Below are 24,834 nucleotides of genomic sequence, written 5' to 3'. Positions count from 1 at the left end.
GATCATGGGGAGGCAAAGCGGGAGCTGCACACTGCCGAGCTGAGATGAGCCGTCTGAGCGCTTGAAGCCTGAAAGCCCTGAAAGCCAAGTAGATCCAGTAAATCCAGTAAACCGAGGAAGCCGAGCGAGCTCTAGCTCAGCAGCTCAAAAGCTCAAAAGCTCAAGGCCAAGCAGCCAAACAGCTAGATGGCCAGGCAGCGAAGCAGCCGAACAGCAACGACAGCGCTAGGATCCAGCCTTTTCGTTGCGCACCGGTACCCTGTCAAAGGGTGGGCACGGGTGGGTTGGCGGGACCGTGTGTTGCCATGGATGGCAACACACGAGCCTACACGGACGTACTTGCGGCGGGTCCCGACGGCCCACCCGTGCTCGCCCAGCGCGAGACAACCGTACACCCCTGCTGTTGTTCCGCCGTTGACGTTGACGTTGACGTTGAAGTTGAAGTTGCAGTTGTAGTCGCAGTCGCAGTCGCAATAGCAGCTGCCCTTTCTCGCCTCCCCAGAAAGCATCAGCGCGAAGCAAAAAAAAGCCGCGACGCCAACCAGCATCGCGGCTCACCTCGCGGGGGGAGGACACGCATCAAGAAATGCGCAAAACCATCAGAACATGTGCAGACCACCATTCACCGCATAATCCGCACCCGTCACATACGCCGCATCATCCGACGCCAACCACGCGCACAGACTCGCCACCTCCTCCGGCTTGCCCAGCCGACGGATCGGCACCGACCCCGCCAGACGATCCAGCACATCCGGCGGAAAACTGCTGATCGACTGACTCGCGATATACCCCGGCGAAATCGTATTCACCGTTACCCCGCGCGTCGCCACCTCATTGGCCAGCGCCCGGCTGAACCCATGCATCGCCGCCTTCGCCGTCGCGAAGTTCACCTGGCCGATCTGGCCCTTGTGCGCACTGACCGAACCGATGTTCACGATCCGGCCCCAGCCGCGTGTGCTCATCCCATCGATCACCTGCTTGGTGATGTTGAACAGCGCATGCAGATTCGAGCCCATCACCGCGTTCCAATCATCCGGGCTCATCTGGCGGAACAGCACATCGCGGCTGCCGCCGGCATTGTTGACCAGCACATCGATCTCGCCGACCTCGGCCTTCACCTTCGCGAACGCCGCCACGGTCGACGACCAGTCCGCCGCGTTGCCTTCCGAGGCGATGAAATCAAAACCGAGTTCGCGCTGCTCGCGCAGCCAGGCGGCCTTGCGCGGCGAATTCGGGGCGCAGCCGGCGACGACGGTGTGGCCGTTGCGGGCCAGTTTCTGGCAGATGGCAGTGCCGACACTGCCCATGGCGCTGGTGACGTAAGCGATGCGAAGAGTCATGGCGGAACGCTCCTTGGTAGGCGGATCAGGACGCAAGCGGATACAGGCCGAACAGCAGTCCACCGAACATCAGCAGCAGCGAAATGCCGATCGCCCACTTCAGGGTGAATTTCTGGTGGTCGGCGAATTCCACCTTGGCCAGGCCGACCAGCAGGTAGGTCGACGGCACCAGCGGGCTGAGCAGATGCACCGGCTGGCCGGCCAGCGAGGCGCGCGCCATCTCTACCGGGGTGATGCCGTAGTTGCCGGCGGCCTCGGACAGGATCGGCAGCACGCCGAAGTAGAACGCGTCGTTGGACATGAAGAAGGTGAACGGCATCGAGGCCAGCGCGGTGATCACCGCCAGGTACGGCCCCCAGCTGTCGGGGATGACGGCCAGGAAGCTGTGCGACATCGCCTCGACCATGCCGGTGTTGTTGAGGATGCCGGTGAAGATGCCGGCCGCGAAGATCAGTGACACCACCGACAGCACGTTGCCGGCATGGTTGACCACGCGGCGGCGCTGCTCGGCCAGGTTCGGGTAGTTGATGACCAGGGCGATCGCGAAGCCGACCATGAACAGCACCGGCATCGGCAGCACGCCCATGATCAGCGCGGTCATCAGCGCCACGGTCAGGGCCAGGTTGACCCAGAGCAGCTTCGGCCGCTTGGTGTCTTCGGCATCTTCCACGGTGGGCAGGGTGTTGCCGTCATCAGAGACGCTGTTGTCCATCCAGCTGCCACCCTGTGGCAGGGTGACCACGCCCAGGCGACGGCGCTCCTTCATGCCCAGGTACCAGGCCAGCACCAGTACACCGGCGCAGGCGATCACCATCGAGGGGATCAGCGGCACGAACACATCGGCCGGGTCTACATGCAGCGCGGTGGCCGCACGCGCGGTCGGGCCGCCCCAGGGGGTGAGGTTCATCACGCCGCCGGCGAGGATGGTCACGCAGGTCATGTTCAATGCGTTCATGCCCAGCCGCTGGTAAAGCGGCAGCATCGCCGACACGGTGATCATGTAGGTCGTCGAGCCATCGCCGTCGAGCGAGATCAGCATCGCCAGGATGGCGGTGCCGAGCACGATCTTCATCGGGTCGCCCTTGACGAAGCGCAGGATGATCCGCACCAGTGGATCGAACAGGCCCGCATCGATCATCACCCCGAAGTACAGGATGGCGAACATCAACATCACGCCGGTCGGCGCGATCTTCTTGATGCCTTCCAGCATCATGTCGTCGATGCCGGCCGCGAAGCCGCCGATCAGCGCGAACAGGATCGGAATGGTGATGAGGGCGACCAGCGGCGAGAGCCGCTTGCTCATGATCAAGTACATGAATGTAATGACCATGCCAAAGCCGAGGATGCTCAGCATCATCTGCATTCTCCAGAAGAAACGGTGCGGAAAGTAGGAATCAGAAGTCGTACTGCAGGCGGCCGGTGACGGCGCGGGTGCGGTCCACGGTGGCGTCGGCCAGACGGTCGCGGTTGCGGCTCTCGATCACGTTGAGCATGAACCGCAGGTTCGGGCGCATGTACCAGTTGCCGCCCAGCGTCCAGGCCTCGGTCTGGCCGTTGCGCAGGTCGGGCTGGCCGATCAGGTGCTGGTCGCCGCGCATCTGGTCGTAGCGCAGGGCCAGTTCGAACGCGCCGGCCCGGTGCTGGAAATCCTTGACCCGGCCAAAGCGCCCGGTCTTGCGGTCGTACACGCGCGATTCGCCGGTAACGAACCAGCTGACCAGGCCGTAGCCGGCCAGGACCTTGCCGCGCTGGCTGCCATCGTCGAAGGTGGCGCCGCTGAACTCGCCCTGCCAGGACAGCGGCCCGTTCACCTGTGCGTATTCCAGCGACCACTTGTTGACGTCGGTATCGCGCCCGGCCGAGAAATCGACCAGGGTCAGGCGGCTGTTGTCGGAGAGGTGGCCGGCCGGGCGCGGGCGGATGCGCAGGGCAGGCACGCCGTTCGCGCCCGGGTTGTCGTAGCGCTCATGCGCCAGCGACAGGCCCAGGTGCAGCACATCACCGGCGGTGGCACCGGGCGCCCAGGTGGCGCGGCCACCGGCGGCACGCCCCTTCACCTGCCACGCGTCGATGCTTTCGAGGCTGTATGCGCTGGCAGCCCAGGTCATGTCGCCGCGCGCGGCCTGCCAGGAGGCGCCGAGGCGATAGAGCGGGGCCAACGTGGTGCCGGCGTTGCCGCGCTCCAGGAAGGTGCCGTAGTTGGAACTGGTGCGGTCATCCAGCGAGAAGAACTGCTTGAACTGGCCCACGGTCAGCTTGCCGGCATCGCCGAAGCTGCGGCTGACGAACACATCCTTGGCTTCGACACGGTCGCCGGAAAAATCCGCTTCCAGCTTGTAGTCGACGACGAAGAACTTGCCGGATACGTCAAGCCATGCGCGACGGATCTCGGTGTCGTCCTTGTTCGGCGTGCCGCGGCGGTCGTTGTGGAAATCGGCGAAGTCCAGGTGCAGGCGGCCGCCCAGGCTGGCGGTGACTGGACGGTCGTCGTCGCTGGCGTCGGCGGCCCAGGCCGGCGCGGCCAACAACAGCGTGCAGGCCGCAGGCAGGCACCAGCGCAGTGTGTTCAATTCCATGGACCCTCCCAGGTACCGGATGTTCGGGGGTGACGCGATGGCGCAGCCTAGTGCCGGGATGCTGTCATCCACCTGTCAGGCATTGCTGCACCGCAGCGAAGCGCACGGAGGCAGCTGCACGCGCTAGCATTCCCGCACCTTTCCCGATCCCGACCGATGCGCATCCTGCTGGTGGAAGACAACCCGGACCTGGCCGACGCGATCGTCCGCCGCATGCGCCGCAGTGGACATGCCGTGGACTGGCAGAGCGACGGGCTGGCCGCCGCGAGCGTGCTGCGCTACCAGTCCTTCGATCTGGTCGTGCTGGATATCGGCCTGCCCAAACTGGATGGGCTGCGTGTCCTGGCGGGCATGCGCGAGCGCGGTGACAGCACCCCGGTGCTGATGCTGACCGCACGTGACGGAATCGAAGACCGCGTGCAGGCGCTGGATGTCGGCGCCGACGATTACCTCGGCAAACCGTTCGATTTCCGCGAGTTCGAAGCGCGCTGCCGCGTGCTGCTGCGACGGACCCGTGGGCAGGCGAGCGAAGTGGTGCAGATCGGCGGATTCCAGTTCGACAACGCCGCGCACCGGGTCAGCCTGGATGGCCAGCCGATCGAGCTGCCCAACCGCGAGTACCGTCTGCTGGAAATCCTGATGGGTCGGCTGGGGCAGGTGGTCGGCAAGGACGAGATCGGCAATGGCCTGTTCGGCTTCGATGATGAGGCCGGCCCCAATGCGATCGAACTGTATGTCGGGCGCCTGCGCCGCAAGCTGGCCGACGCGCCGTTGCGCATCGTGACCGTGCGCGGCAGCGGCTATCTGCTTGAAGCGCACGATGCGGCGGCCGAGGGCGGCCCCGATGGTGACTGAGGCCCGCGCGCCGACCTCGATCCGGCGCACGCTGTGGTTGTATCTGGGTGGCTTGATGGCCCTGTTTGCGGTGGCGCTGTTCTTTGGCGCACGCGACTATGGCCAGCGTGCCGCCAACCGCTACTACGATCACCTGCTGGTGTCCTCGGCGCTCTCGATCATCGATTCGGTGGCGCTGGTGGATGCGCAGTGGCAGGTCGATCTGCCGTACGCCTCGCTCGACCTGCTGGCGATGGCGCCGGAAGACCGTGTGTTCTATCGCGTCTCCGATGCCCGCAACCAGACCGTGACCGGCTACGACGATCTGCCGGCGCCGCCACGCACGCCCACCGATCGTCCACAGCTGTTCGACGCGCCGTACAGCGGCGAGACCGTGCGCTTCGTGATGGTGTCGCGCCGCGTGTCATCCCCCTCTGCCCAGGCGGAAGTGCGTGTGCAGGTCGGGCAGACCCGGCGGGCACGCGAGGCGCTGGCCCAGGACATGGTGACCCGCGCCCTGGTCGCGATCGTGGTGCTCTCGCTGTTGTCGCTGGCGCTGGTGGCGCTCGGCGTGCACCGTGCATTGCGGCCGCTGGTGCGGGTTGAACGCGAGTTGTCCAGGCGCGAGCCCTCCGACCTGCGCCCGCTGGATGCGGCCACACCGCAGGAAATGGACCAGATGGTCGGTGCCCTGAACCACTTCATGGGCAGGCTCTCGACCAGCAATGAAACCCTGCGCGCCTTCATGGCCGAGGCCGCGCACCAGATGCGCACGCCACTGGCGGCCCTGCGCGCGCAGGCGCAGCTGGCGCTGGATGATGACGATCCGGAGGACATGCGGCGCAGCCTGCAGGCCATCGAGCGCAACGCCACCCACATGAGCCGCCTGCTCAACCAGCTGCTCAGCGATGCCAGTGTGATCCATCGCGCCAACCTGCAGCGCTTCGCACCGCTCGATCTGGCCGAGATCGTGCACCAGGCGCTGCATGATGCGTTGCCGCAGGCGTTGCCGGCCCCCCGCGTGCACCTGGCGGTCGCCAATGATCCAGCCTGGGTCAACGGGGATGCCTTGCTGCTGCGCGAAGCCATCAAGAACCTGATCGACAACGCGCTCAAGTACGGCGGCGATGGCGTGTTGCAGGTCGCGTTGACCACGGACGACAGCAGCTGCGTGCTGACCGTCGCTGACCACGGCCCGGGCATTCCGCCGGCCGACGCGGAGCGGGTGTTCGAACGCTTCGCACGTGGCGAAGGTGCCGCCGCGGGTGGCGCAGGGCTGGGCCTGGCGATCGTCAAGCGCGTGGTCGACAGCCATGGCGGCCACATCGATCTGTCCAACCGGGTGGATGGCGGGCTGATCGCCACGATCCGGCTGCCGAGGAGGCACGCATGAAGGTTCTGTCCGGTCTGTTGTTGATGCTGGTTGCTGTCACCGCATCGGCCGACCCCGGCGACGTGCAGCGCTTCCCGGCGAAGGGCACGCTCACCGCGCAGCTGCGCATCCACGGCTCGACCGACATCGAGGTGTTCGCCACGGTGATCGCCGATTACCAGCGGCTGCATCCGGGCACGGAGGTGATCTACGAAGACATCATCACCCAGGATATCTACAGCCGTTACCTGCACGTGCCGGTGCCTGGCGCGGCACCGGATCTGCTTATCAGCAGCGGCATGGACCTGCAGACCAAGCTGGTCAATGATGGGCACGCACTGCCGCACCGCTCGGCACAGACCGACGCCTTGCCCTCCTGGGCGCAGTGGCGGCACGAGGCGTTCGGCATCAGCTACGAGCCGGTGGTCATGGTCTACAACACCCGCCGCCTGCCGGCGAACCGGGTGCCGCGCACGCGGCGGCAACTGCTTGATCTGCTGCACGCTGCCGATGCACCGTTGAAAGGGCGGGTGGGCACCTACGATATCGAGCGCAGCAACGTGGGCTACCTCATGGCGACCCAGGACAGCCAGCGCGGCAGTATTGCCGGCGCACTGCTGGGCGCACTGGGTGACAACGCGGTGCAGTTGGAAGAACGGACCGGCGTGCTGCTGGACCGGGTCAGCCGGGGCGAACTGGCGCTGGTCTACAACGTGCTGGGGTCCTATGCACGTGCACGGATCGAGGCCGGCGCGCCGTTGGCCATCGTCGAGCCAGAGGACTACACCTTGGTGGTGCTGCGTACGGCGGTGATACCGCGCAGCAGCCGACACCCTGAAGAAGCAGGCCGATTCCTTGACTACCTGTTGTCTCCGCGCGGGCAGCAGGTCCTCTCACGGGAGGCACGCCTGACCTCGATCCTTCCCGCCGCCGCGACCGGCGGAGGGCCATCCAGCAACCTTCGCCCGATCCAGCTTGGCCCCGGCCTGCTGGTGTATCTGGATGCACTCAAGCGCCGCCAGTTTCTGGAAGCCTGGCGCGCCAGCGTGCTGCCCGCAGGCAGCGACAGCACGCCGCGCGAAGATCAGAACAGGCCCAGCAACCAGGCAGCCCCCAACAGAAGCAGAGAGAAGCCCCACATCCAGCCCAGCGAGTAGCGGATGTGGCGCCCGATGTCCGCCCCCGCCAGCCCCAGCGCCAGCCATAGCGCCGGTGAGAACGGGCTGATGAAGGTCCCCACGATGTTTCCGATGGTCAGCGCATACACGCTGTGCGCGGGGTCTACGCCGAGCGGCGTAGTGATCTCCAGTACCACCGGCAGCAGTCCGAAATAGTAGGCATCGGTACTGAGCAGCAGCTCCATCGGCAAGCCGACCATGCCGAGCAGCACGTGCAGCCACGGCAGCATGGGATCGGGCAGCACATGGGCCAGGTCCGCCGCGATGGAGCGCAGCATTCCGCTGCCATCCATCACCCCCAGGAACGAGCCCGCGGCCAGGATGATCGCACCCATCTTCAGCGCGGCCGGCGCGTGTGCGGCGATCGCCTCCATCTGCTGCGACGGGCGGCGGTAGTTGATCAGCAGAGCCAGTGCCAAGCCGATCATGAAGATGTAGGCCGAGGGCAACAGACTGCCAACCAGCGCACCCAGTACGGCGACGAACAGCAACGCATTCAACCACGCGTGGCGCACGGGTACGGGCGCCGCCATACGCGGCAGCAGCGCGGCCGACTCAGCCGGCGCCAGGTCGCCACCACGGGCGGCAAGGCGGGCGGCGCGGCCGCGTTCGCGCAGTCCAAGCAGGGCCGCCATCGCCAACAGCAGCACCGCACCGATCACCTGCACCGGCAGCAGCGGCCGCCACAGCACGCCCACATCGATGCCGGTCACGGCGGCAGCGCGGCCGAGCGGCCCCGCCCATGGCAGCATGTTGAAGATGCCTGCACCGGTCGCCAGCAGGAGCAGCATCAGGTACGGACTCATGTGCAGGCGCCGGTACAGCGGCAGCAGCGCTGGGACGGTGAGCAGGAAGGTGGTCGCACCGGCACCGTCCAGATGCGCCACCATCCCCAGTAGCGCAGTCATCACGGCGACCGCGACGATGTTTCCCGCGGTCATCCGTACCAGCCCATCAACCAGTGGGCGGAACAGCCCGGCATCCTGCAGCACCCCGAAGAAGGTGATCGCGAACATGAACATCGCAGCGATGGGGGCGACGCGCTTCAGGCCGTCATTGAAGTAGCCGGCGAGCGCATCCGTGCCGGTTCCGACAATCAGCGCAGCCACCAACGGCACCAGCACGAGAGCGATGATGGCCGTCGTTCGCCCGGTGATCAGCAGCGTCACCAGTGCAGCAATGGTCAATAGACCGATCAGGGTCAGCATGCAGCCTCCAGTTCAAAGGAATGTCGCTCCGACCCTGTCACCGGGAAGCTGTCATCCAGCTGTCAGCGGTTGAATGCGACAGCCAGCCGGGTGGCATGCCACACTTCGTGCATGAGTGACATCACCGTTCTGGTCGCCGACGACCACCCGCTGCTCCGCGCCGCGGTCGTGCATTCGCTTCGCCAGGCGCTGCCACAGGTCCACGTGATCGAAGTGGCCAGTGCCGCGACGCTGGAAAGCGCGCTCGATCAGCATGCGGAGATCGAACTGGTCCTGCTCGACCTGACCATGCCCGGTGCACGTGGGTTCTCCTCGCTGCTGCATGTGCGCGGTGCGCATCCGGATGTACCGGTGGTGATCGTCTCCTCCAACGACCACCCGCGCGTGATCCGCCGTGCGCAGCAGTTTGGCGCGGCCGGGTTCATTCCCAAGTCCGCGCCGGCCGAGACGCTTGGCCAGGCCGTGGCCGCGGTGCTCGATGGCGGCGTGTGGTTCCCGGCGATGGCGGCCGAGCGTTCCGAGTCCGATGCGCTGCTGGCCACACGCCTGGCACAACTGACCCCGCAGCAGTTCCGGGTGCTGTTGTGCCTGGCCGATGGCCTGCTCAACAAGCAGATCGCCTATGAGCTGGGCCTGGCCGAGAACACGGTCAAGGTGCATGTGACGGCGATCCTGAAGAAGCTGGAGTGTCACAGCCGCACGCAGGCGGCGGTGCTGGTGAAAGCACTGGAGCCGGAAGGGGACGCGGGCGCCGGTATCTAGCGGCGTGCGCTCAGCGGCGGTGGCGCAGCAGCAGCTGGGTCATCAGGGCCCGCAGGGCGGGCGGCCGCACCGGCTTGGACAGGAAGCCCCAGCCGCTTTCCGCGGCGTGGGCCTTCAACGCGTCGTCGCGCTCCGCGGTGACGAGGATCACCGGTGGGCGCGCGTTCCATAGGCCGCACAGCTGTTCGTACAGGTCCGGGCCGTGCCACTGGCCCATGCGCACATCCAGCAGCAGGAGCTGGGGCACGTTGAACGCCGAGGCGATCTCGAGCGCGGCCTGCGGGCCATCAGCCAGTTCCACCTCACAGCCCCAGCGTTCCAACAGTGCGCGGGTGGCGGCGCAGACCCGTGGATCATCGTCGATGCTCCAGACCCGGCAATGGCGCAACGGGCTGTCATCGCCGCTATCGAGCACCGGGGCGACCGCGGGCGCGGGTGCGATGACCACGTCCGCCGCCTCGCCCAACGGCAGGCTCACCGAGAACACACTGCCGCGCCCCAGGGTAGACCGCAGGCGGATCGGGTGGCCGAGCAGGCGGCCGATACGCTCCACGATCGCCAGGCCCAGCCCGGCACCACGTTCCTGGTCCACGCCATCATCCAGCCGACGGAACTCCTCGAAGATCTCGCTCTGCAGGCTCTCCGGAATGCCCGGCCCCTGATCGTGCACTTCAATGCGCAGCTGACCCGCATCGCGGCGACAGCCGATCAGCACGCGGCCGCGTGGGGTATAGCGCAGCGCATTGGACAGGAAGTTCTGCAGGATCCGGCGCAGCAAGGCTTCATCGCTGACCACCACGGCGCGCGTGTCCACCCAGTGCAGCTTCAGGCCGCGGCTGTCGGCGGCCAGGCCGAACTCGCGGGCCAGCGTTTCCAGCAGCGGCGACAGCGCGAAAGCGCGCACATGGGTCTGCAGCGCGCCCGATTCCAGTCGTGAAATATCGAGCAGGCTGTTGAGGATGGCGTCCTGTGCGGCCAGCGCGGCGTCCACGTGCTCGCTGAGTTCGCGTGCATCGCCCTGCAGCTTGCCACGCAGCACGGAGACGAACATCCGCGCGGCGTTGAGCGGCTGCAGCAGGTCGTGCACGGCCGAGGCTACAAAGCGCGATTTATAGCGGTTGGCGCGCTCGGCTTCGCGCCGCGCTTCGTCCAGATCCCGGGTGCGCTCGGCCACGCGGTGCTCCAGCGCATCGGCGAGCGAGCGCAGTTCGCGCGCGGTGTTCTTGTAGGCGGTGATGTCGGCGTAGCTGGTGACGAAGCCACCGTCGGGCAATGGGTTGCCGCGGATCTCCAGCACCGTGCCGTCGTCTTTCTCGCTCTCGCGCATGTGCGGGCGCCCGCTGCGCAGATGATTCAACCGGCGCTCGATGGCCTCATCGATCGGGCCGGGGCCAAGCAGGCCGCGCCTGGCGTTGTAGCGGAAAATCTCCTCGATCGGCCGGCCGACCCGGATCAGCCCGCCCGGGAAGCGGAACAGTTCCAGATAGCGCGCGTTCCATGCCACCAGTTTCTGTTCGTTGTCGATCACCACCACGCCCTGCGGCAGGTGCGCGAGGCTGCGGCTGAGGCCGCTGTCGGCCTGCTGCGCGGCCTGCAGCACGCCGTCCTGGGCGGTGCGCAACTCCTGCGCATGCTGCTTGAGCACGCTTTCCAGCTCGCGCCGGCTGCGCTGGCGGTGCGCGGCCAGACGGCGGCGCTGCTGGATGAACAACACCAGGAAGCCCAGGGCCAGCCACGCCGCACCGCCGCCGATGGCGGCACTGCGCCCGGCGCTGGTGGCAGCGCCGGCATCGTGCAGCAGGTGCAGGTTCCACTGCTCCTCGGGCAGCGCCAGGGTCTGCCAGAGCATCTCGCCCGGCAGCACCGGATCGAGCAGGTGGACCATGCGGCCGCCATCGTCCAGCACGCTGCCGGTGCGTACCCGCAACGGTTGCAGCGAGCGGTCGGCGTACTGGCGGCTGTCGAGCATCTCGCGGCGTTCGGCGGCGCCCAGCGGCCGTAGCAGCCGATAGCGCCAGGCATCGCGGTTGGCCAGGAACACCACATCGTGCTCGTCACTGGCCAGCACCACGTCCGGACTGGTCAGCCATTCCTGCTCCAGCGCGGCCAGTTCGATCTTGATCACCACCACGCCGATGCGTGCGCCGTCTTCCTCGATCGCCTGCGACAGGTAGTAGCCGGGCACGCCGGTGGTCATGCCGATGCCGTAGAACCGGCCGTGGCCGGTGGCCAGCGCCTGGCGGTAGTAGGGGCGATAGCTGTAGTCCTCGCCGACGTTGCTGCTGGCCTGGTCCCAGTTGCTGGCGGCCACGGCCACGCCGTCACGGCCGACCAGGGTCAGGGTGGAGGCGCGGGTGACCTGGTTGGCGCGCTGCAGTTTCAGGTTCAGCCGCTGGCGGGCGGCGGCATCGGGGCGCTGCAGCAGCGCCCCGCGCAGGTCCGGGTCCAGCGCCAGCACCTGCGGCAGCGTCCCGAAGCGGTCGATGCGCTGCTGCAGGCCCTGGGCGTACAGCTCCAGCTGGCGCTGCACCTGGCCGCTCTCGGCGGCCAGCGCGCGGCGCCAGGCGTAGTGGCCGGCCGCGGCCGCGCACAGCAAGGTGCCGCCGATCATCACCAGCAGGGTCAACAGCAGGGTGCGGTGGCGGCCGAGCCAATACATGGGCGGCAGTCTACGGTCGAGCGCAGGGCGTGGTGTGCACGCCCGACGCGTCGGTTGCGGTCAGCGGCGCAGGGCTCAGAAATGCATCTGCGCGCGCAGTTCGAAGATCTCCGGCTGGCTGCGCACGCCGCGACGGCTGGCGTCGACCTTGACGTAGTTCGCCTGGAACTTGAAGTGCGAGGTCAGGTACCAGTTGGCGCCGAGGGTCCAATCGTGCTGGCGGCCGCCAAACACGTCGGCATCGTCCAGGTCGATGCGGCTGTAGCGGGTGACCAGCTCGACTGCGCCGTAGCCGTGGGCCGGCTTGACGTTGGCCACCGCGCCGGAACTGTATGGGCGCGATTCGCCGGTCAGGATCCAGCTGGCCATCGCATACTGGCCGCTGCCGGTGTAATCCGGCTTGCCGTCACGGCTGACCGTGGTCTGCAGCGCTTCGCCCTGCAGCGAGAACGGGCCGCGGATCCAGATGCCTTCCAGGCCGGTGCGCACGATCTTGTCGGCGGTGGCCAGCGCGCCGGAGTCGACCAGGCGGATGTCGGTCAGCCCGGCTTCCGGGCGCGCGCGCAGGCGGGCGCTGGCCGGGTGCGAGACATCGCGGCCATCGCGGTAGCCGCGCGGGTTTTCCTGCGAATACGCCAGGCCCAGGTGGACCACGTCGCCCGCGGCCTTGAGCGGCGTCCACACGGCACGCACGGCCTGGGTGGTGCCCGGGTTATCGCCCTGCAGGTCCTTGCCGCCGTAGGCGCCGGCCTGCAGCAGGTACTGCGGGCGCTCCAGCACCCATTCGGCACCGGTGCGGCGGCCTTCGTAGAACGCCTGCACGGGCAGGGCGGTTTCCAGGAAGCTGCCGGCGCGCGAGGACGTACCGGCATCCAGGCCGACCGGGGTCTTCATGTAGCCGAAGCGGAAGCGGCCGATGTCGCTGCCGAAGAAGGCCTTGCTCTCGAAGCGGACGAACACGTCCAGCCAGGTGTCGGCCTGGAAGTCGTAATAGACCATGGCGTCGTACACGCCTTTCTTCTTCAGGGTCGCGCCGAACTCCTTGCGGCGCACGGCATCGGCATCGTCGATGCCACTGCCGCCGGAGGAGTCGTTGAGGTCGTAGGCAATGTTGGCCGTCGCTGCCAGCTCGGTACCGTCACTGAAGGTGGTCTTGGTCGGCCAGTTGTCCCAGTCGGCCGCGGTGGCGGCGAGCGGGGCGGTGGTCAGGGCCAGGGCGATGAACAGGGGCGTAGGGCGCATGGGCGGTAGCTGCTTGAATAAGAGTGGGGCAGAACAACAACGGCCGCGGACGGCAAATCTGTGGGTCTGTCCCCCTGATCCGCTGCCGGGCCACCCGCCGCCGTGGGGGCGCGGTGCAGGGACAGTGTAGGCAGTCCGGCCAGCTGAACCGGGGGGCTAGTACCAATAGGTTATCTGCGTTGGCGAGATGCGGGCGTAAAAAGGCCACGCCAGATGCCGCCCAGCGCGGCCGGCATCCTTCGTGACACTGCCGGAGCTTCCCATGCACGTTCCCACCACCGCCCCGCTGGCGGCCAAGCCGCTGCCGTTCTACCGCCAACTGTATTTCCAGGTGGTGGTGGCGATCGTTCTCGGTGCCATCCTCGGCCACTACGAGCCGGCCTTCGCCGAATCGCTCAAGCCACTGGGCGATGCCTTCATCAAACTGGTGAAGATGATCATCGCCCCGGTGATCTTCCTGACCATCGTCACCGGCATCGCCGGCATGACCCACCTGCGCACCGTCGGCCGGGTGTTCGCCAAATCGATGGCCTACTTCCTGTTCTTCTCCACGCTGGCCCTGGTGGTCGGCATGGTGGTGGCGCACGTGGTGCAGCCGGGTGCGGGGATGAACATCAACCCGGCCGATCTGGACCAGACCGCGGTCAACGGCTACGTGCAGAAATCGCATGAGCTGACCCTGGTCGGCTTCGCGATGGACATCATCCCGGCCACCCTGGTCAGTGCATTCGTCGAAGGCAACATCCTGCAGGTGCTGTTCGTGGCGGTGCTGTTCGGCATCGCGCTGGCGCTGACCGGCGAAAAGGGCCGCCCGGTGCTGACCTTCCTGGAAGCGCTGACCGCGCCGGTGTTCCGCCTGGTCCATATCCTGATGAAGGCCGCCCCGATCGGTGCATTCGGCGCGATCGCCTTCACCATCGGCAAATACGGGGTCGGCTCGCTGGTCAACCTGGCCTGGCTGGTCGGCTCGTTCTACCTGACCGCCTTCCTGTTCGTGGCGGTGATCCTGGGCGTGGTCTGCCGCCTGTGCGGGTTCTCGGTGTTCAAGCTGGCCCGCTACCTCAAGGCCGAGCTGCTGCTGGTGCTGGGCACCTCGTCCTCGGAATCGGCGCTGCCTTCGCTGATGGAGAAGATGGAAAAGGCCGGCTGCAGCAAGTCCGTGGTGGGCCTGGTGGTCCCGACCGGCTACTCGTTCAACCTGGACGGCACCAACATCTACATGACCCTGGCCGCGCTGTTCATCGCCCAGGCCACGAATACCGAGCTGACCCTGGGCCACCAGATCGCCCTGCTGCTGGTGGCGATGCTCAGCTCCAAGGGCGCCGCCGGCGTCACCGGTGCCGGCTTCATCACCCTGGCCGCGACCCTGGCCGTGGTGCCGGAAGTGCCGGTGGCCGGCATGGCACTGATCCTGGGCGTGGACCGCTTCATGAGCGAATGCCGTTCGCTGACCAACTTCATCGGCAATGCCGTGGCCACCGTGGTGGTCTCGCGCTGGGAAAACGCGCTGGATCGCGACCGCCTGGCAATGGTGCTCGATGGCCGCGAAGCCGAGCTGCCGCCGCTGGTCGTCGATGACCTGCCGGCCACGCTGCCGGCCCCGGCGCATTGAGCCCGATGCGCTGATTGTGTGGTGCATGGTCGTGCCGTTCCTGCCGGGGCGGCACGGCCATGTTTTGTTTTTCAGGCCCGGTGCGCGCTGTCATCTGCGCGCGGCAGGCTGGTCCGCATACGCCGGCGGACGGGCTGCGTGGCGCGCTGGATTATGTGCGGTTGCAGCATGACCGCGACAGCGTAGCGACAGGTCCGTCCACGCCAACGGGGGTATGATCCCCTGTTCCTCTCGCCCATTCATCTGCAGAAAGCGATGTCCAACGAAGATTTCAAACAGGCAGCCCTCGACTATCACCGGCTCTCGCCGCCCGGCAAGATCAAGGTCACCGCGACCAAGCCGATGTTGACCCAGCGCGATCTGTCGTTGGCGTACTCCCCGGGCGTGGCACACGCCTGCGAGGCGATCATGGCTGACCCGCAGCAGGCCAGTGAACTGACCGCCCGCGGCAATCTTGTCGCCGTCATCTCCAACGGCACCGCCGTGCTGGGCCTGGGCAACATCGGCCCGCTGGCCGGCAAGCCGGTGATGGAAGGCAAGGGCGTGCTGTTCCAGAAGTTCGCCGGTATCGATGTGTTCGACATCGAGATCGATGAGAACGACCCGGACAAGCTGGTCGACATCATCGCCTCGCTGGAGCCGACCTTCGGTGGCATCAACCTGGAAGACATCAAGGCGCCGGAGTGCTTCATCGTCGAGCGCAAGCTGCGCGAGCGGATGAACATCCCGGTGTTCCATGACGATCAGCACGGCACCGCGATCATCGTCGGCGCGGCCGTGCTCAACGCCATGCTGGTGACCGGCAAGAAGATCGAAGAGGTGACGCTGGCCACCACCGGCATGGGCGCGGCGGGCATCTCCTGCGTCAACATGCTGGTCTCGCTGGGCCTGAAGAAAGAGAACATCCTCGCCTTCGACCGCGACGGCGTGATCCACACCGGCCGCAGCGATCTGGACCCGGAGAAGGCGCGTTACGCGCGTGATACCGACAAGCGCACGCTGGCCGAGATCGTCGACGGCGCGGATATCTTCCTGGGCCTGTCGGCCCCGGGCATCCTGACCGCGGACATGGTCAAGACCATGGCCAAGGATCCGGTGATCTTCGCCCTGGCCAACCCGACCCCGGAAATCATGCCGGAAGTGGCCCGTTCGGTTCGCCCGGACGCGCTGATCGGCACCGGCCGTTCGGACTACCCGAACCAGATCAACAACGTGCTGTGCTTCCCGTACCTGTTCCGCGGTGCGCTGGACGTCGGTGCGACCGCGATCAACGAAGAAATGAAGATCGCCTGCGTGCACGCGATCGCCGCGATGGCACGCCGCGAGGCCAGCGATCTGGGCTCGGCCTATGGCGATGAGACCCCGAGCTTCGGCCGTGACTACCTGATTCCGCGTCCGTTCGACCGCCGCCTGCTGGTGGAGCTGTCGGCCGCCGTGGCGCAGGCCGCGATGGATTCGGGCGTGGCCACCCGTCCGGTCGCCGACATGGGCGCCTACCGCGAGAAGCTGGCCCAGTTCGTCTACCGCACCAGCCTGATGATGAAGCCGGTCTACGACCGCGCCCGCTCGGACAAGCAGCGTGTGGTGTACGCCGAAGGCGAAGAAGAAGTGGTGCTGCGCGCGGTGCAGAACGTGGTCGATGAAGGCCTGGCGCAGCCGATCCTGATCGGCCGCCCGGACGTGATCGAGTCGCGTATCGAGCGCCTGGGCCTGCGCATGAAGGCCGGTGTCGATTTCGACATCACCAACATCAACGACGATCCGCGCTTCAACGAGTACTGGCAGTACTACCACAACCTCACCGGCCGTCGCGGTGTGACCGTGGCCGCGGCCAAGAACCTGATGCGTTCACGGCCGACGTTGATCGCCGCGGTGATGGTGGCGCGTGGCGAAGCCGACGCGATGCTGACCGGCGTGGTCGGCCGCTTCCACAAAAAGCTCGGCTACGTGCGCAGCGTGCTGCCGCTGGAAGCCAAGGTGACCTCCACCTCGGCGATGACCGGCGTGATCAACCAGCAGGGCGTGTTCTTCTTCGTGGATACCCACGTGCAGGAAGACCCGACCGCCGAGCAGATCACCGAAGCCACGCTGCAGGCGGCGTACCGCATGAAGCTGTTCGGCATCGAGCCGAAGGTGGCGCTGCTGTCGCACTCCAACTTCGGCAGCCACGATTCCAGGGACGCGCTGAAGATGCGTGCGGTCCGCGAGATGCTGCTCAAGCGCAACCCGCGCCTGAACGTGGACGGGGAAATGCAGGGGGATACCGCATGGGATGAAGCCCTGCGCCAGAAGCTGCTGCCCAACAGCACGCTGAAGGGCCGTGCCAACCTGTTCGTGCTGCCCAACCTGGAAGCGGCCAACATCGCCTACAACCTGGTGCGCGTGTTCACCGATGGCGTGGCGATCGGCCCGATCCTGATGGGCGTGGCCAAGCCGGTGCACATCCTGACCACCAGCGCGACCTCGCGCCGCGTGCTCAACATGACCGCCATCGCGGCCGTGGATGCGCAGATCCGCAAGCAACTGGAGGCGGAGAAGAACGCGTAAGGCGTTCTTTCCCCCTCTCAGTTGCCAGAACGCGCCCTTCGGGGCGCGTTCTGGTTTTGCGCCACGAAGCTGGTAGCTGCCGACCGTTGGTCGGTAGGCGTTTTGCTTTGCCACACGCGCGCCGCACCGGCGTCACCGCCCTGCAACCTCCCAAGCGCCCAATAGCACCACGCGGCCCGGCCGTGGGGGCGCTCCGGTGGGGGCGCCGCCACCCTGGGCCCGACCATATCCTCCACGGTCAGCCACGGGAACGGTGTCATGCGCGATCCACGCACGAAGCGGTATTTCCAGCAGTTGTTCGCGCTGTACGCCGGGTTGGTGGGCGCGCGCTGACCCACGAAAGCGTACCGACCAACGGTCGGTACCTGCCAACCCCGGTACCAGCCACGGCCGGTATCCGCTGCACCCCGGCCCATCGAGTGCCTCAACGCGCCTGTACGTACGCCGCCCACAGCGCTGGCAACGCCAGCCCCGTGCGCGCCTGCCACAACGCCGGCGTGTAATGCCCATCGCGCAGGGCGCCATCCAGCGCCTTCACCAAGCCGGGATGCTGCGCCTCGCTCCAGGCCAGGAACGCGCCGGTCACCCGGTAGCCGGTATCGAAGTTCTGATCCGGCTTGACCTGCGTCGGCAACGCCCAGCCCGCTCCGGCGTTGTCCCTGCCATAGCGGTCGCGGGCGTAATCAGCGATGCCTTCCACCAGCCAGCCCGGCACGCGCGCATTGGCGTACTCCGGGTAGCCCTGCACGATGTGCATGGCTTCATGCGTGACCAGATCGATGTCGCCCGGATGCTTGGCCAGCCAGGCCGGATTGATGGTGATCGTCGCCGCCTGGGCCTTCTCACCGACGAAGGCGATGCCGTCGTAAGCCGGGTCGATGACGATGCCGACCTGTGCCGGTGCGGCAGGATGAAAATCGGCACGCTCGCGCAGATACGCACTGAAGAAGGTCTCGATGATCCGCTCGCGCACCGGTGCGGCCAGCGCATCGCTGGGGTCGCGGTAGTGCAGGGTCACACCCTCGCGGGTCTGCGTAGTCTCGAATGCGTGGGCATCGGCCAGCCCGGCGGTGACGAGCAGGGCGGTCAACAGGCAACGGGTGATCGGCATGAGGGTCCTCATCGGGCAGTGGCCGGGGCGAGCAGTTCGACTTCGGCCAGCTGCAGGCGGCCGGGTGCCCCCATGCGCAGGCGGTACTCGGCATAGCGTCCCGGCTGGGCGATGCGGAACGGTCGGGTCTGCATGGGCCAGGCGAAGGCTTCGCCGCGGCGCTGGTCGACCTGCACCCAGCGGCCACCGGTGGTGCGCGCCTCCAGGGTCCATTCGCCGCCGCGGATCGGGCCATTGCCACTGGTCAGCGTGTACATCGACGGTGCGCCCGCGGCGACGTTGCTGAAGGTGATCGTGCTGGAGGCGCCCAGCGGTAGTGCCGTGGCGGCATCGTCATCGATCAGGGCCGCCGCCGGGCGGCCATCGCCGAGCTGGGCGGTAGCGCCGCTGCCCAGCAGGTCGTGCAGCAGGGCCGGCTGCTGGCCGCGCGCGGTGAGCGAGCGCGGTGCGTCGTCCGGGCCGGTACCCCAGCGCGAGGGTTGCGGGCCCATGACGAAGTCCAGCGTGGCGCCCTTGGCGAGCAGTTCGTGTGGCAGCCAGGTCTTGGTCCACGGCGTGCCGTTGACCTTCAGCGACTGCACGTAGATGTTGGTGGCCGAGTTCTCCGGCGCATTGACGGTCAGCACCGCGCCGCCCTGCAGCTCCACGCGGGCATGGCGGAACAGCGGCGAACCGATCACGTACTCCGGTGCGCCCATGCGCAGCGGATAGATGCCCAGCGAGGCGAACAGGTACCACGCCGAGGTCTCGCCGTTGTCCTCATCGCCCGGGTAACCCTGCCCGATCTCGCTGCCAAGGTACAGGCGCGACAGGATCTCGCGGACATGCTGCTGGGTCTTCCACGGCTGCCCGGCATACAGGTACATCCACGGGATGTGGTGCGCCGGCTGGTTGCTGTGCGCATACATGCCCATGCGCACATCGCGTGCTTCGGTCATCTCATGGATGGTGCCGCCGTACGAACCGGCGAATGCGGCGTCGGCGGTTTCCGGCGTGGCGAAGAAGGTGTCCAGCTTGGCTGCCAACTGATCGCGGCCGCCGTACAGCGCGGCCAGGCCCTCGCCGTCGTGCGCGGCGGTGAAGGCGAACGTCCAGCCGTTGGATTCGGTGTAGTCATGGCCCCACACGCGCGGGTCGTAGTCCTTGGCATCCAGACGCCAGCTGCCATCGGGCTTGCGGCCCTGGAAGAAGCCTGCGGCAGGATCGAACAGCGTGGCATAGGTGCCCGCGCGGTGACGGAAGTAGTCGGCCTCGGTGGCATAGCGTTCGCGCGCGGCCGGCGTATCGGCCTGCTTGGCCAGCACCTCGGCCATGTTGGCGACGCCGAAATCGTTGAGTGCGCCTTCCATCGTCCACGACATGCCCTCGTGCACATCGGCAGTGGCATAGCCACGGAAGGTGGAACGGTCCATGCCCTTGCGGCCGACGTGGCGATCCGGCGGGACCACGGTCGCGTTCTTCAGCGCGGCGGCATAGGCCTCCTGCGCGTCGAAGCCGCCGATGCCCTTCAGCCACGCATCGGCGAAGGCCACATCCGAACTGGTGCCCACCATCAGGTCGGCGTAGCCGGGCGAGGACCAGCGCGCCACCCAGCCGCCGGCGCGGTACTGCTCCAGGAAGCCCTGCACCAGCGCGCCGGCATCGTCCTTGGTGAACAGCGCGTAGGCCGGCCAGGTGGTGCGGAAGGTGTCCCAGAAGCCGTTGTTGACGTAGACCCTGCCGTCGCGCACCGGTGCGAAGCTACGCGTGGCGCTGCCGTCGGTGTTCTCATCCGAGGCGCTGGCCTGGCTGGCATAGCGCCAGTCCGGTGCAGCCACCGTGCCGGCGTTCTCGTGGCCGGAATTGGGGTAGAGGTAGAGCCGGTACAGGTTGGAGTAGAGCGTTGTCTTCTGGTCGTCGCTGGCATCACCCACGTCGAAACGGGCCAGGCGCTGGTCCCACGCGTCCTGGGCGCGTGCGGCTACGCGGTCCACATCGTCGGCAGCGGCTACTTCAAGCGCGAGGTTGTGGCGCGCCTGTTCGACCGAGATCAGCGAGGTGGCGATACGCATCGAGACGCGGCGATCGGCACCGGCATCGAACTTGATGTAGCCGGTCGGGCGGCCGGTCTTCACGGTACCGCTGCTGCGCCACGGCCGGTCGAAGCTGGCCACCACGTACATGCGGGTCGCGCCGGTGGACAGGCCACTGCGGGTGTCGGTGTAGCCGGTCAGCGTCTGCGTCGCTGCATCCAGGGTCAGCCCGCCGCGCGCGTCGACGTTGTCGAACAGCAGGTTGGCGTCTCCCCCTTCCGGAAACTCGAAGCGGAAGATCGCGGCATGGTCGGTCGGTGCGATCGCGGCGGCGATGCCGTTGTCGAAGCGCACGTCGTAGCGGTACGGGCGGGCCTGCTCGTTGTCGCGCGAGAAGCTCAGCGCACGCTTGCTGCGGTCGGCCTCGGGCACGCCACGGCTCGCCGATGGCATCACCTGGAAGGTCTGGCGGTCACCCATCCACGGGCTGGGCTGGTGGCTCAGCGCCAGCGCCTGCAGGGCAGGGCGGTTGGCCGCATCGTTCTGTTCGTTCCAGCGGTACAGCCAGGTCAGCGAGCCGGCATCGGTCACCGGCGTCCAGAAGTTGAAGCCGTGCGGCACGGCGGTGGCCGGGAAGTTGTTGCCACGCGAGAAGGTGCCATTGGCCTGCGTGCCGCGGGTGGTCAGCACCCAGTCCGAGGGGCGCTGCGGCGTGCGGCGCGGCTGCGCTTCCAGGCGGACATCGTCGATCCAACCGGCGACCGGGGCGCCGTCGGCGCTGGCGACCTCCAGTTCCAGTGCGACCACGCGGCGCCCGCGCAGGGCGGGGGTATCGCCCAGGCGCACGGCTTTGCGCGCCCACTGCTGCGGGTACAGCGTCTTCGAGTCGCCCTGCGCGCGGGCGCCCAGCGCCACGCCGTGATGATCGCGCGCCGTACTGGCCGAGACGCGGGTGCCGTCGTCGAGGACCAGATCGAGCGAGACGTAGGTCGAGGCCACGGTGTCCTTGCCGACGATCTCGGGCAGTACCAGCCAGGACAGGGTGGTATCGGCCTCGATGGTCAGATCGGTTTTGAAGAGCTGGCGGCGCGCCTCGCCGCCGGTGCTGGCGTAATGCAGCGCATGCAGGCCGCTGTAACCGACGCCGGGCTTGGCCGCGTAGGGGGCGGCTGGGCCACTGCCGATCCGTACCTGCAGGGCGCCGTCGCAGGCCGCCGCGGCCGGGGCTGGTTGGCCCGGCTCGAAGGAGGTCTGCAGGCCCTGCGCGGCGGCCGGCAGGGCGATCGATGCGCAGGCCAGTGCCAGGGCGAGGGGAAGGGCGCGGCGGACGGGGCGCAGGTGGGACAGGGTCATGCAAGGGTCTCCCGGGGAGGGCAGGCGGCAGGCAGGACCCGCATCGATGGCCACAGCAGACGGCGTCGCCCCAGCCATCGTGGACGGCAGGAAAGAGGCGATGCATGTCCGGTGGGGGTCGGGCAGGCGATCGGGTCGATGATCGGTACCCGCTGATCCTGCATCACGACAACTGGCTGTGACAAGTGCAATTAGTTCGATCTAAATACGGCAAATTCGTTTCATTCCGAAATATTGACAATCAATTTGGATCGATTTAAAAGGTCCGATGGTGCCTCGCCCGGATGGCCAGCGCGTCCACGCGTCGCCCTCCGCACCAGCGGCCTTCGGCGGTCGCCAGATGCTAGAATCGACGGTCTCGCAACCCCCTTTGTGTGTCCACGCCATGAGCCATACCGCCACCGCGCCCGCCAATGCCGAGAAGCGTTACACCGTGCACCGCAGCGACCTGCCGCTGAGCTGCCCGACGCCGGAAATGGCGCTGTGGAACTCGCACCCGCGCGTGTACCTGCCGATCGAAGACGAGCCCAACTGCGAGGCCGCGTGCCCGTACTGCGGCGCCGTGTTCGTGCTCGCCGACTGATCCGCGGACCACACTGTGCGCCGACTGACCGTGGTGCAGCTGCTGCCGGCGCTGCACTCCGGCGGGGTCGAACGCTCCACCCTTGAGATCGCCTCCGCCCTGGTTGCCGCCGGCCACCGGGCCATCGTCGTGTCTGCCGGTGGGCGCCTGGTGGAGCCGCTGCTCGCCAGCGGCGCCGAACACCTCACTCTGGATATCGGCCGCAAGTCGCTGCTGACGCTGCGCCATGTGCTGACCCTGCGCAATCTTTTCAGCGAGGTGGGCGCGGACATCGTGCATGCGCGCTCGCGGCTGCCGGCCTGGCTGGGCCTGTACGCCGTGCGCAACCTGCCGGCCGCCACCCGCCCGCACTGGGTGACGACCATGCACGGGCTCAACTCGCCCGGCCGCTACAGCGCGGTGATGACCAGCGGCGAGCGCGTGATCTGCGTGTCCAACAGCGTGCGCGAGTTTGTGCAGGCGCATTACCCCAGCGTCCCGGCCGAGCGCCTGCAGGTGATTCCCCGCGGCGTCGATGTCAGCCAGTTCCCACGCGTGGGCCGCCAGGATCGGCGCGCGCGCCTGGCCGTGGCCGAGCAGCATCCCGCACTGGCTGGCGATGCGCCGCTGCTGTTGCTGCCGGGCCGTGGCACCCGCCTGAAAGGGCATCGCCATGCGCTGACGCTGCTGGCCGGGCTGCACGCTGCCGGCGTGCCGGCCAGGCTGTGGATGCCGGGCACGCGCGAGCCGGGCCGCGAATCGTATGTCGCCGAACTGGAGACCCAGGCGCGCAGCCTCGGCGTATCCGATGCGGTGTTGATGACCCCGCCGACCTCGCGCATCGCGCAGGCTTATGCGGCCAGTGATCTGGTGCTGCAGCTCTCGGACAAGGCCGAAGCGTTCGGCCGCACCGTGGTTGAAGCGCTCTCGGTGGGCCGGCCTGTGCTGGGCTGGAACCACGGCGGCGTCGGCGAATTGTTGACTCAACTGCAACCGTCCGGCGCGGTACCCTTGGGCGACGCCGATGCGCTGCTGGCGCGCGCGCAGCAGTTGCTGCTGCAGCCGCCGGCATTGCCATCGCGGATCCCGTTTACCTTGCAGGCGATGCAGCGTGACACGCTCCAGCTCTATGCCTCCCTCATCGGCTGAGCCGACTCTCGTCCCGGGTTCGCCGGCCTCCCGTGCCGGCCGCTGGGCGCCGTGGTGGGTCATCGCCTTCGTTGCGCTGTGGCCGTTGCCCGGCATCGCCGAAGGCGTGCTGGTGCTCGGCGCGCTGTACGCGGCGGTGCGGATGGTGCAACTGCGGCTGCAGGGCAATCAGCGTCTGCTCAGCAGTCCGGCATGGGCACTGACCAGCATCCTGTTCCTCGGCTACTGGCTGCCGCAGGCGTTTTCCGCCTTCGATGCGATCGACCCCGGCACCGCGTGGCGCAAGACGGCGGCCGGCCTGCGCTATCTGCCCTTCATGTGGCTGGTGGCGATTGCCGTGGCGACCCCGCAGCGGCGTGCGCTGACGCTGGGTGGGCTGGCGGTGATCACCGGCCTGTGGACGGTGGATGCGTTGGCCCAGGCGATCATCGGCAGCAGCCCGTTGTTCTGGTCGATGGACCAGCTCAAGTGGGCCTTCAGCGGGCATGGGCTGTGTTCGCCGCAGGAGATGGCGGCCGCGGATCGGCTCAGTGGTGTGCTCGGTCCGTGCAATCTCAAGTTCGGCCAGGTACTGGCCAGCCTCTCGCCGTTCCTGCTGTTCGCCGCCGCACGCCGCGCCAGCATCCTTGGCTGGTCGCTGGTGGCCGCTGCAGTGGGCGTGGTGCTGGTGCTGGCCGGTTCGCGCGCAGCATGGCTGACCTATGCACTGGTGCTGGTGTTCTCGGGCTGGCGGCTGATCGGCGTGCGCGGGCTGCTCGCCTGCGTCGCGGTCGGCGCGGTGGCGGCGGTCGTGCTTACCGTGAGCGTGCCCCAGGTCGGTGACCGGGTCGCGCGGACCGCCATGGCGTGGGAAGGCGAGAACGACGGCGTCAACCAGGCGTTGTCCGGCCGCGCCCAGATATGGGCCGCGGCCACCTGCATGATCCAGGAGCATCCGATCAACGGCGTCGGCGCACGCGGTTTCCGCGACGCGTACCCAGCGTGCAATCCGGACCCGGCCGCCCAGGAAGTGTGGGGCGACGGCCCGGCCCTGCACGCGCACCAGATCGTGCTGGAGATCCTCGCTGAAACCGGCCTCCTCGGCCTGCTGCTATGGCTGGCGGCCGTGGCCCAGGCGTGGCGTGCGTGGCGCTTTGCGCCCCCCGAGGCGCGCGAACGCGCGCGCCCGGCGATGCTGGCGCTGGCAGTGACGGTGTTCCCGTTCAACACCCATCTGGCGTTCTACTCCACCTTCTGGGGGGGCCTGACGCTGCTGCTGGCCGCGTTGTATGCGGGCAGTCTGTTGGCACGCGACGAGGCGGCCTGACCCTGCGGGAA

Annotated in this window: 17 protein-coding genes; 9 read left to right on the top strand and 8 right to left on the bottom strand. The window is 67.5% G+C overall.

What is annotated here, in order from left to right:
* Positions 1-599 precede the first annotated feature (599 nt).
* Genes phbB through ACTT2I_RS14625 form a run of 3 tightly spaced genes read right to left on the bottom strand, consistent with a single transcriptional unit; the run spans position 600 to position 3,916 of the window.
* A complete protein-coding gene (gene phbB / locus ACTT2I_RS14635; RefSeq protein WP_088432597.1) occupies positions 600-1,340 on the bottom strand; it encodes an acetoacetyl-CoA reductase in 741 nt (246 codons plus the stop codon).
* A 25-nt stretch (positions 1,341-1,365) separates the two neighbouring features.
* Entirely contained in the window at positions 1,366-2,694 is a 1,329-nt protein-coding gene (locus tag ACTT2I_RS14630; protein WP_293979853.1) for a CitMHS family transporter, read from the bottom strand.
* 40 nt (positions 2,695-2,734) lie between these two features.
* Positions 2,735-3,916: an OprO/OprP family phosphate-selective porin gene (locus ACTT2I_RS14625; protein ID WP_088432598.1), complete on the bottom strand. Its 1,182-nt coding sequence runs from the start codon at positions 3,914-3,916 to the stop codon at positions 2,735-2,737.
* A gap of 156 nt (positions 3,917-4,072) precedes the next feature.
* Between ACTT2I_RS14625 and ACTT2I_RS14620 the strand changes: the two genes are divergently transcribed.
* The 3 genes from ACTT2I_RS14620 to ACTT2I_RS14610 are packed head-to-tail and all read left to right on the top strand — an operon-like array spanning position 4,073 to position 7,279.
* Positions 4,073-4,771 carry a response regulator transcription factor gene (locus tag ACTT2I_RS14620; RefSeq protein ID WP_293979847.1) on the top strand — a complete coding sequence of 233 codons (699 nt, stop codon included), beginning with the start codon at positions 4,073-4,075 and terminating at the stop codon, positions 4,769-4,771.
* Positions 4,761-6,143 (top strand): sensor histidine kinase N-terminal domain-containing protein, encoded by a 1,383-nt coding sequence (locus ACTT2I_RS14615; protein ID WP_443096696.1) that lies wholly within the window; start codon positions 4,761-4,763, stop codon positions 6,141-6,143. The genes ACTT2I_RS14620 and ACTT2I_RS14615 overlap by 11 nt, the downstream gene beginning before the upstream one ends.
* Positions 6,140-7,279: an ABC transporter substrate-binding protein gene (locus tag ACTT2I_RS14610; RefSeq protein WP_421099015.1), complete on the top strand. Its 1,140-nt coding sequence runs from the start codon at positions 6,140-6,142 to the stop codon at positions 7,277-7,279. Before ACTT2I_RS14615 ends, ACTT2I_RS14610 begins: the two co-directional genes overlap by 4 nt.
* Here ACTT2I_RS14610 and ACTT2I_RS14605 read toward each other — a convergent pair.
* Positions 7,207-8,508 carry a CitMHS family transporter gene (locus ACTT2I_RS14605; RefSeq protein ID WP_293979841.1) on the bottom strand — a complete coding sequence of 434 codons (1,302 nt, stop codon included), beginning with the start codon at positions 8,506-8,508 and terminating at the stop codon, positions 7,207-7,209. The two genes, ACTT2I_RS14610 and ACTT2I_RS14605, sit on opposite strands and share 73 nt — an antisense overlap.
* 111 nt (positions 8,509-8,619) lie before the next feature.
* Here ACTT2I_RS14605 and ACTT2I_RS14600 point away from each other — a divergent pair, with 111 nt between their 5' ends.
* The gene (locus tag ACTT2I_RS14600) at positions 8,620-9,270 is read left to right on the top strand and encodes a LuxR C-terminal-related transcriptional regulator (RefSeq protein WP_088432602.1); all 651 of its coding nucleotides are present in this window, start codon (positions 8,620-8,622) and stop codon (positions 9,268-9,270) included.
* A gap of 10 nt (positions 9,271-9,280) precedes the next feature.
* Here ACTT2I_RS14600 and ACTT2I_RS14595 read toward each other — a convergent pair whose 3' ends face one another.
* Both ACTT2I_RS14595 and ACTT2I_RS14590 read right to left on the bottom strand, forming a co-directional pair.
* On the bottom strand, positions 9,281-11,929 hold the full coding sequence (locus ACTT2I_RS14595) for a hybrid sensor histidine kinase/response regulator (RefSeq protein WP_443096695.1): 2,649 nt from the start codon (positions 11,927-11,929) through the stop codon (positions 9,281-9,283).
* Positions 11,930-12,004: 75 nt separating this feature from the next.
* Entirely contained in the window at positions 12,005-13,171 is a 1,167-nt protein-coding gene (locus tag ACTT2I_RS14590) for an OprO/OprP family phosphate-selective porin (protein WP_421099017.1), read from the bottom strand.
* A gap of 262 nt (positions 13,172-13,433) precedes the next feature.
* On the opposite strand from ACTT2I_RS14590, the gene ACTT2I_RS14585 reads away from it, so the two are divergent.
* Both ACTT2I_RS14585 and ACTT2I_RS14580 read left to right on the top strand, forming a co-directional pair.
* Positions 13,434-14,783 carry a dicarboxylate/amino acid:cation symporter gene (locus ACTT2I_RS14585; RefSeq protein WP_070425883.1) on the top strand — a complete coding sequence of 450 codons (1,350 nt, stop codon included), beginning with the start codon at positions 13,434-13,436 and terminating at the stop codon, positions 14,781-14,783.
* Positions 14,784-15,038: 255 nt separating this feature from the next.
* Complete coding sequence (locus ACTT2I_RS14580) at positions 15,039-17,330, top strand: NADP-dependent malic enzyme (protein WP_421099018.1); 2,292 nt, start codon at positions 15,039-15,041, stop codon at positions 17,328-17,330.
* A gap of 424 nt (positions 17,331-17,754) precedes the next feature.
* On the opposite strand, the gene ACTT2I_RS14575 is transcribed toward ACTT2I_RS14580, so the two are convergent.
* Together ACTT2I_RS14575 and ACTT2I_RS14570 are read right to left on the bottom strand one after the other, a co-directional pair.
* On the bottom strand, positions 17,755-18,441 hold the full coding sequence (locus tag ACTT2I_RS14575) for a basic secretory protein-like protein (protein ID WP_088432606.1): 687 nt from the start codon (positions 18,439-18,441) through the stop codon (positions 17,755-17,757).
* Between the two features lie 8 nt (positions 18,442-18,449).
* Positions 18,450-21,806 carry a GH92 family glycosyl hydrolase gene (locus ACTT2I_RS14570; RefSeq protein WP_421099019.1) on the bottom strand — a complete coding sequence of 1,119 codons (3,357 nt, stop codon included), beginning with the start codon at positions 21,804-21,806 and terminating at the stop codon, positions 18,450-18,452.
* Positions 21,807-22,191: 385 nt separating this feature from the next.
* Here ACTT2I_RS14570 and ACTT2I_RS14565 point away from each other — a divergent pair, with 385 nt between their 5' ends.
* The 3 genes from ACTT2I_RS14565 to ACTT2I_RS14555 are packed head-to-tail and all read left to right on the top strand — an operon-like array spanning position 22,192 to position 24,823.
* Positions 22,192-22,389: a zinc-finger domain-containing protein gene (locus tag ACTT2I_RS14565; protein WP_019183790.1), complete on the top strand. Its 198-nt coding sequence runs from the start codon at positions 22,192-22,194 to the stop codon at positions 22,387-22,389.
* A gap of 15 nt (positions 22,390-22,404) precedes the next feature.
* Complete coding sequence (locus ACTT2I_RS14560; protein WP_421099020.1) at positions 22,405-23,517, top strand: glycosyltransferase; 1,113 nt, start codon at positions 22,405-22,407, stop codon at positions 23,515-23,517.
* Positions 23,498-24,823: an O-antigen ligase family protein gene (locus ACTT2I_RS14555; protein WP_443096694.1), complete on the top strand. Its 1,326-nt coding sequence runs from the start codon at positions 23,498-23,500 to the stop codon at positions 24,821-24,823. Before ACTT2I_RS14560 ends, ACTT2I_RS14555 begins: the two co-directional genes overlap by 20 nt.
* Positions 24,824-24,834: the final 11 nt, after the last annotated feature.

The organism is Stenotrophomonas sp. PUT21, assembly GCF_052232875.1.
In the GTDB taxonomy this organism is placed as follows: Bacteria; Pseudomonadota; Gammaproteobacteria; order Xanthomonadales; family Xanthomonadaceae; genus Stenotrophomonas; species Stenotrophomonas maltophilia_N.
The sequence above is the reverse complement of the archived record's forward strand: the minus strand, read 5'-3'. Positions and strand labels throughout refer to the sequence as shown.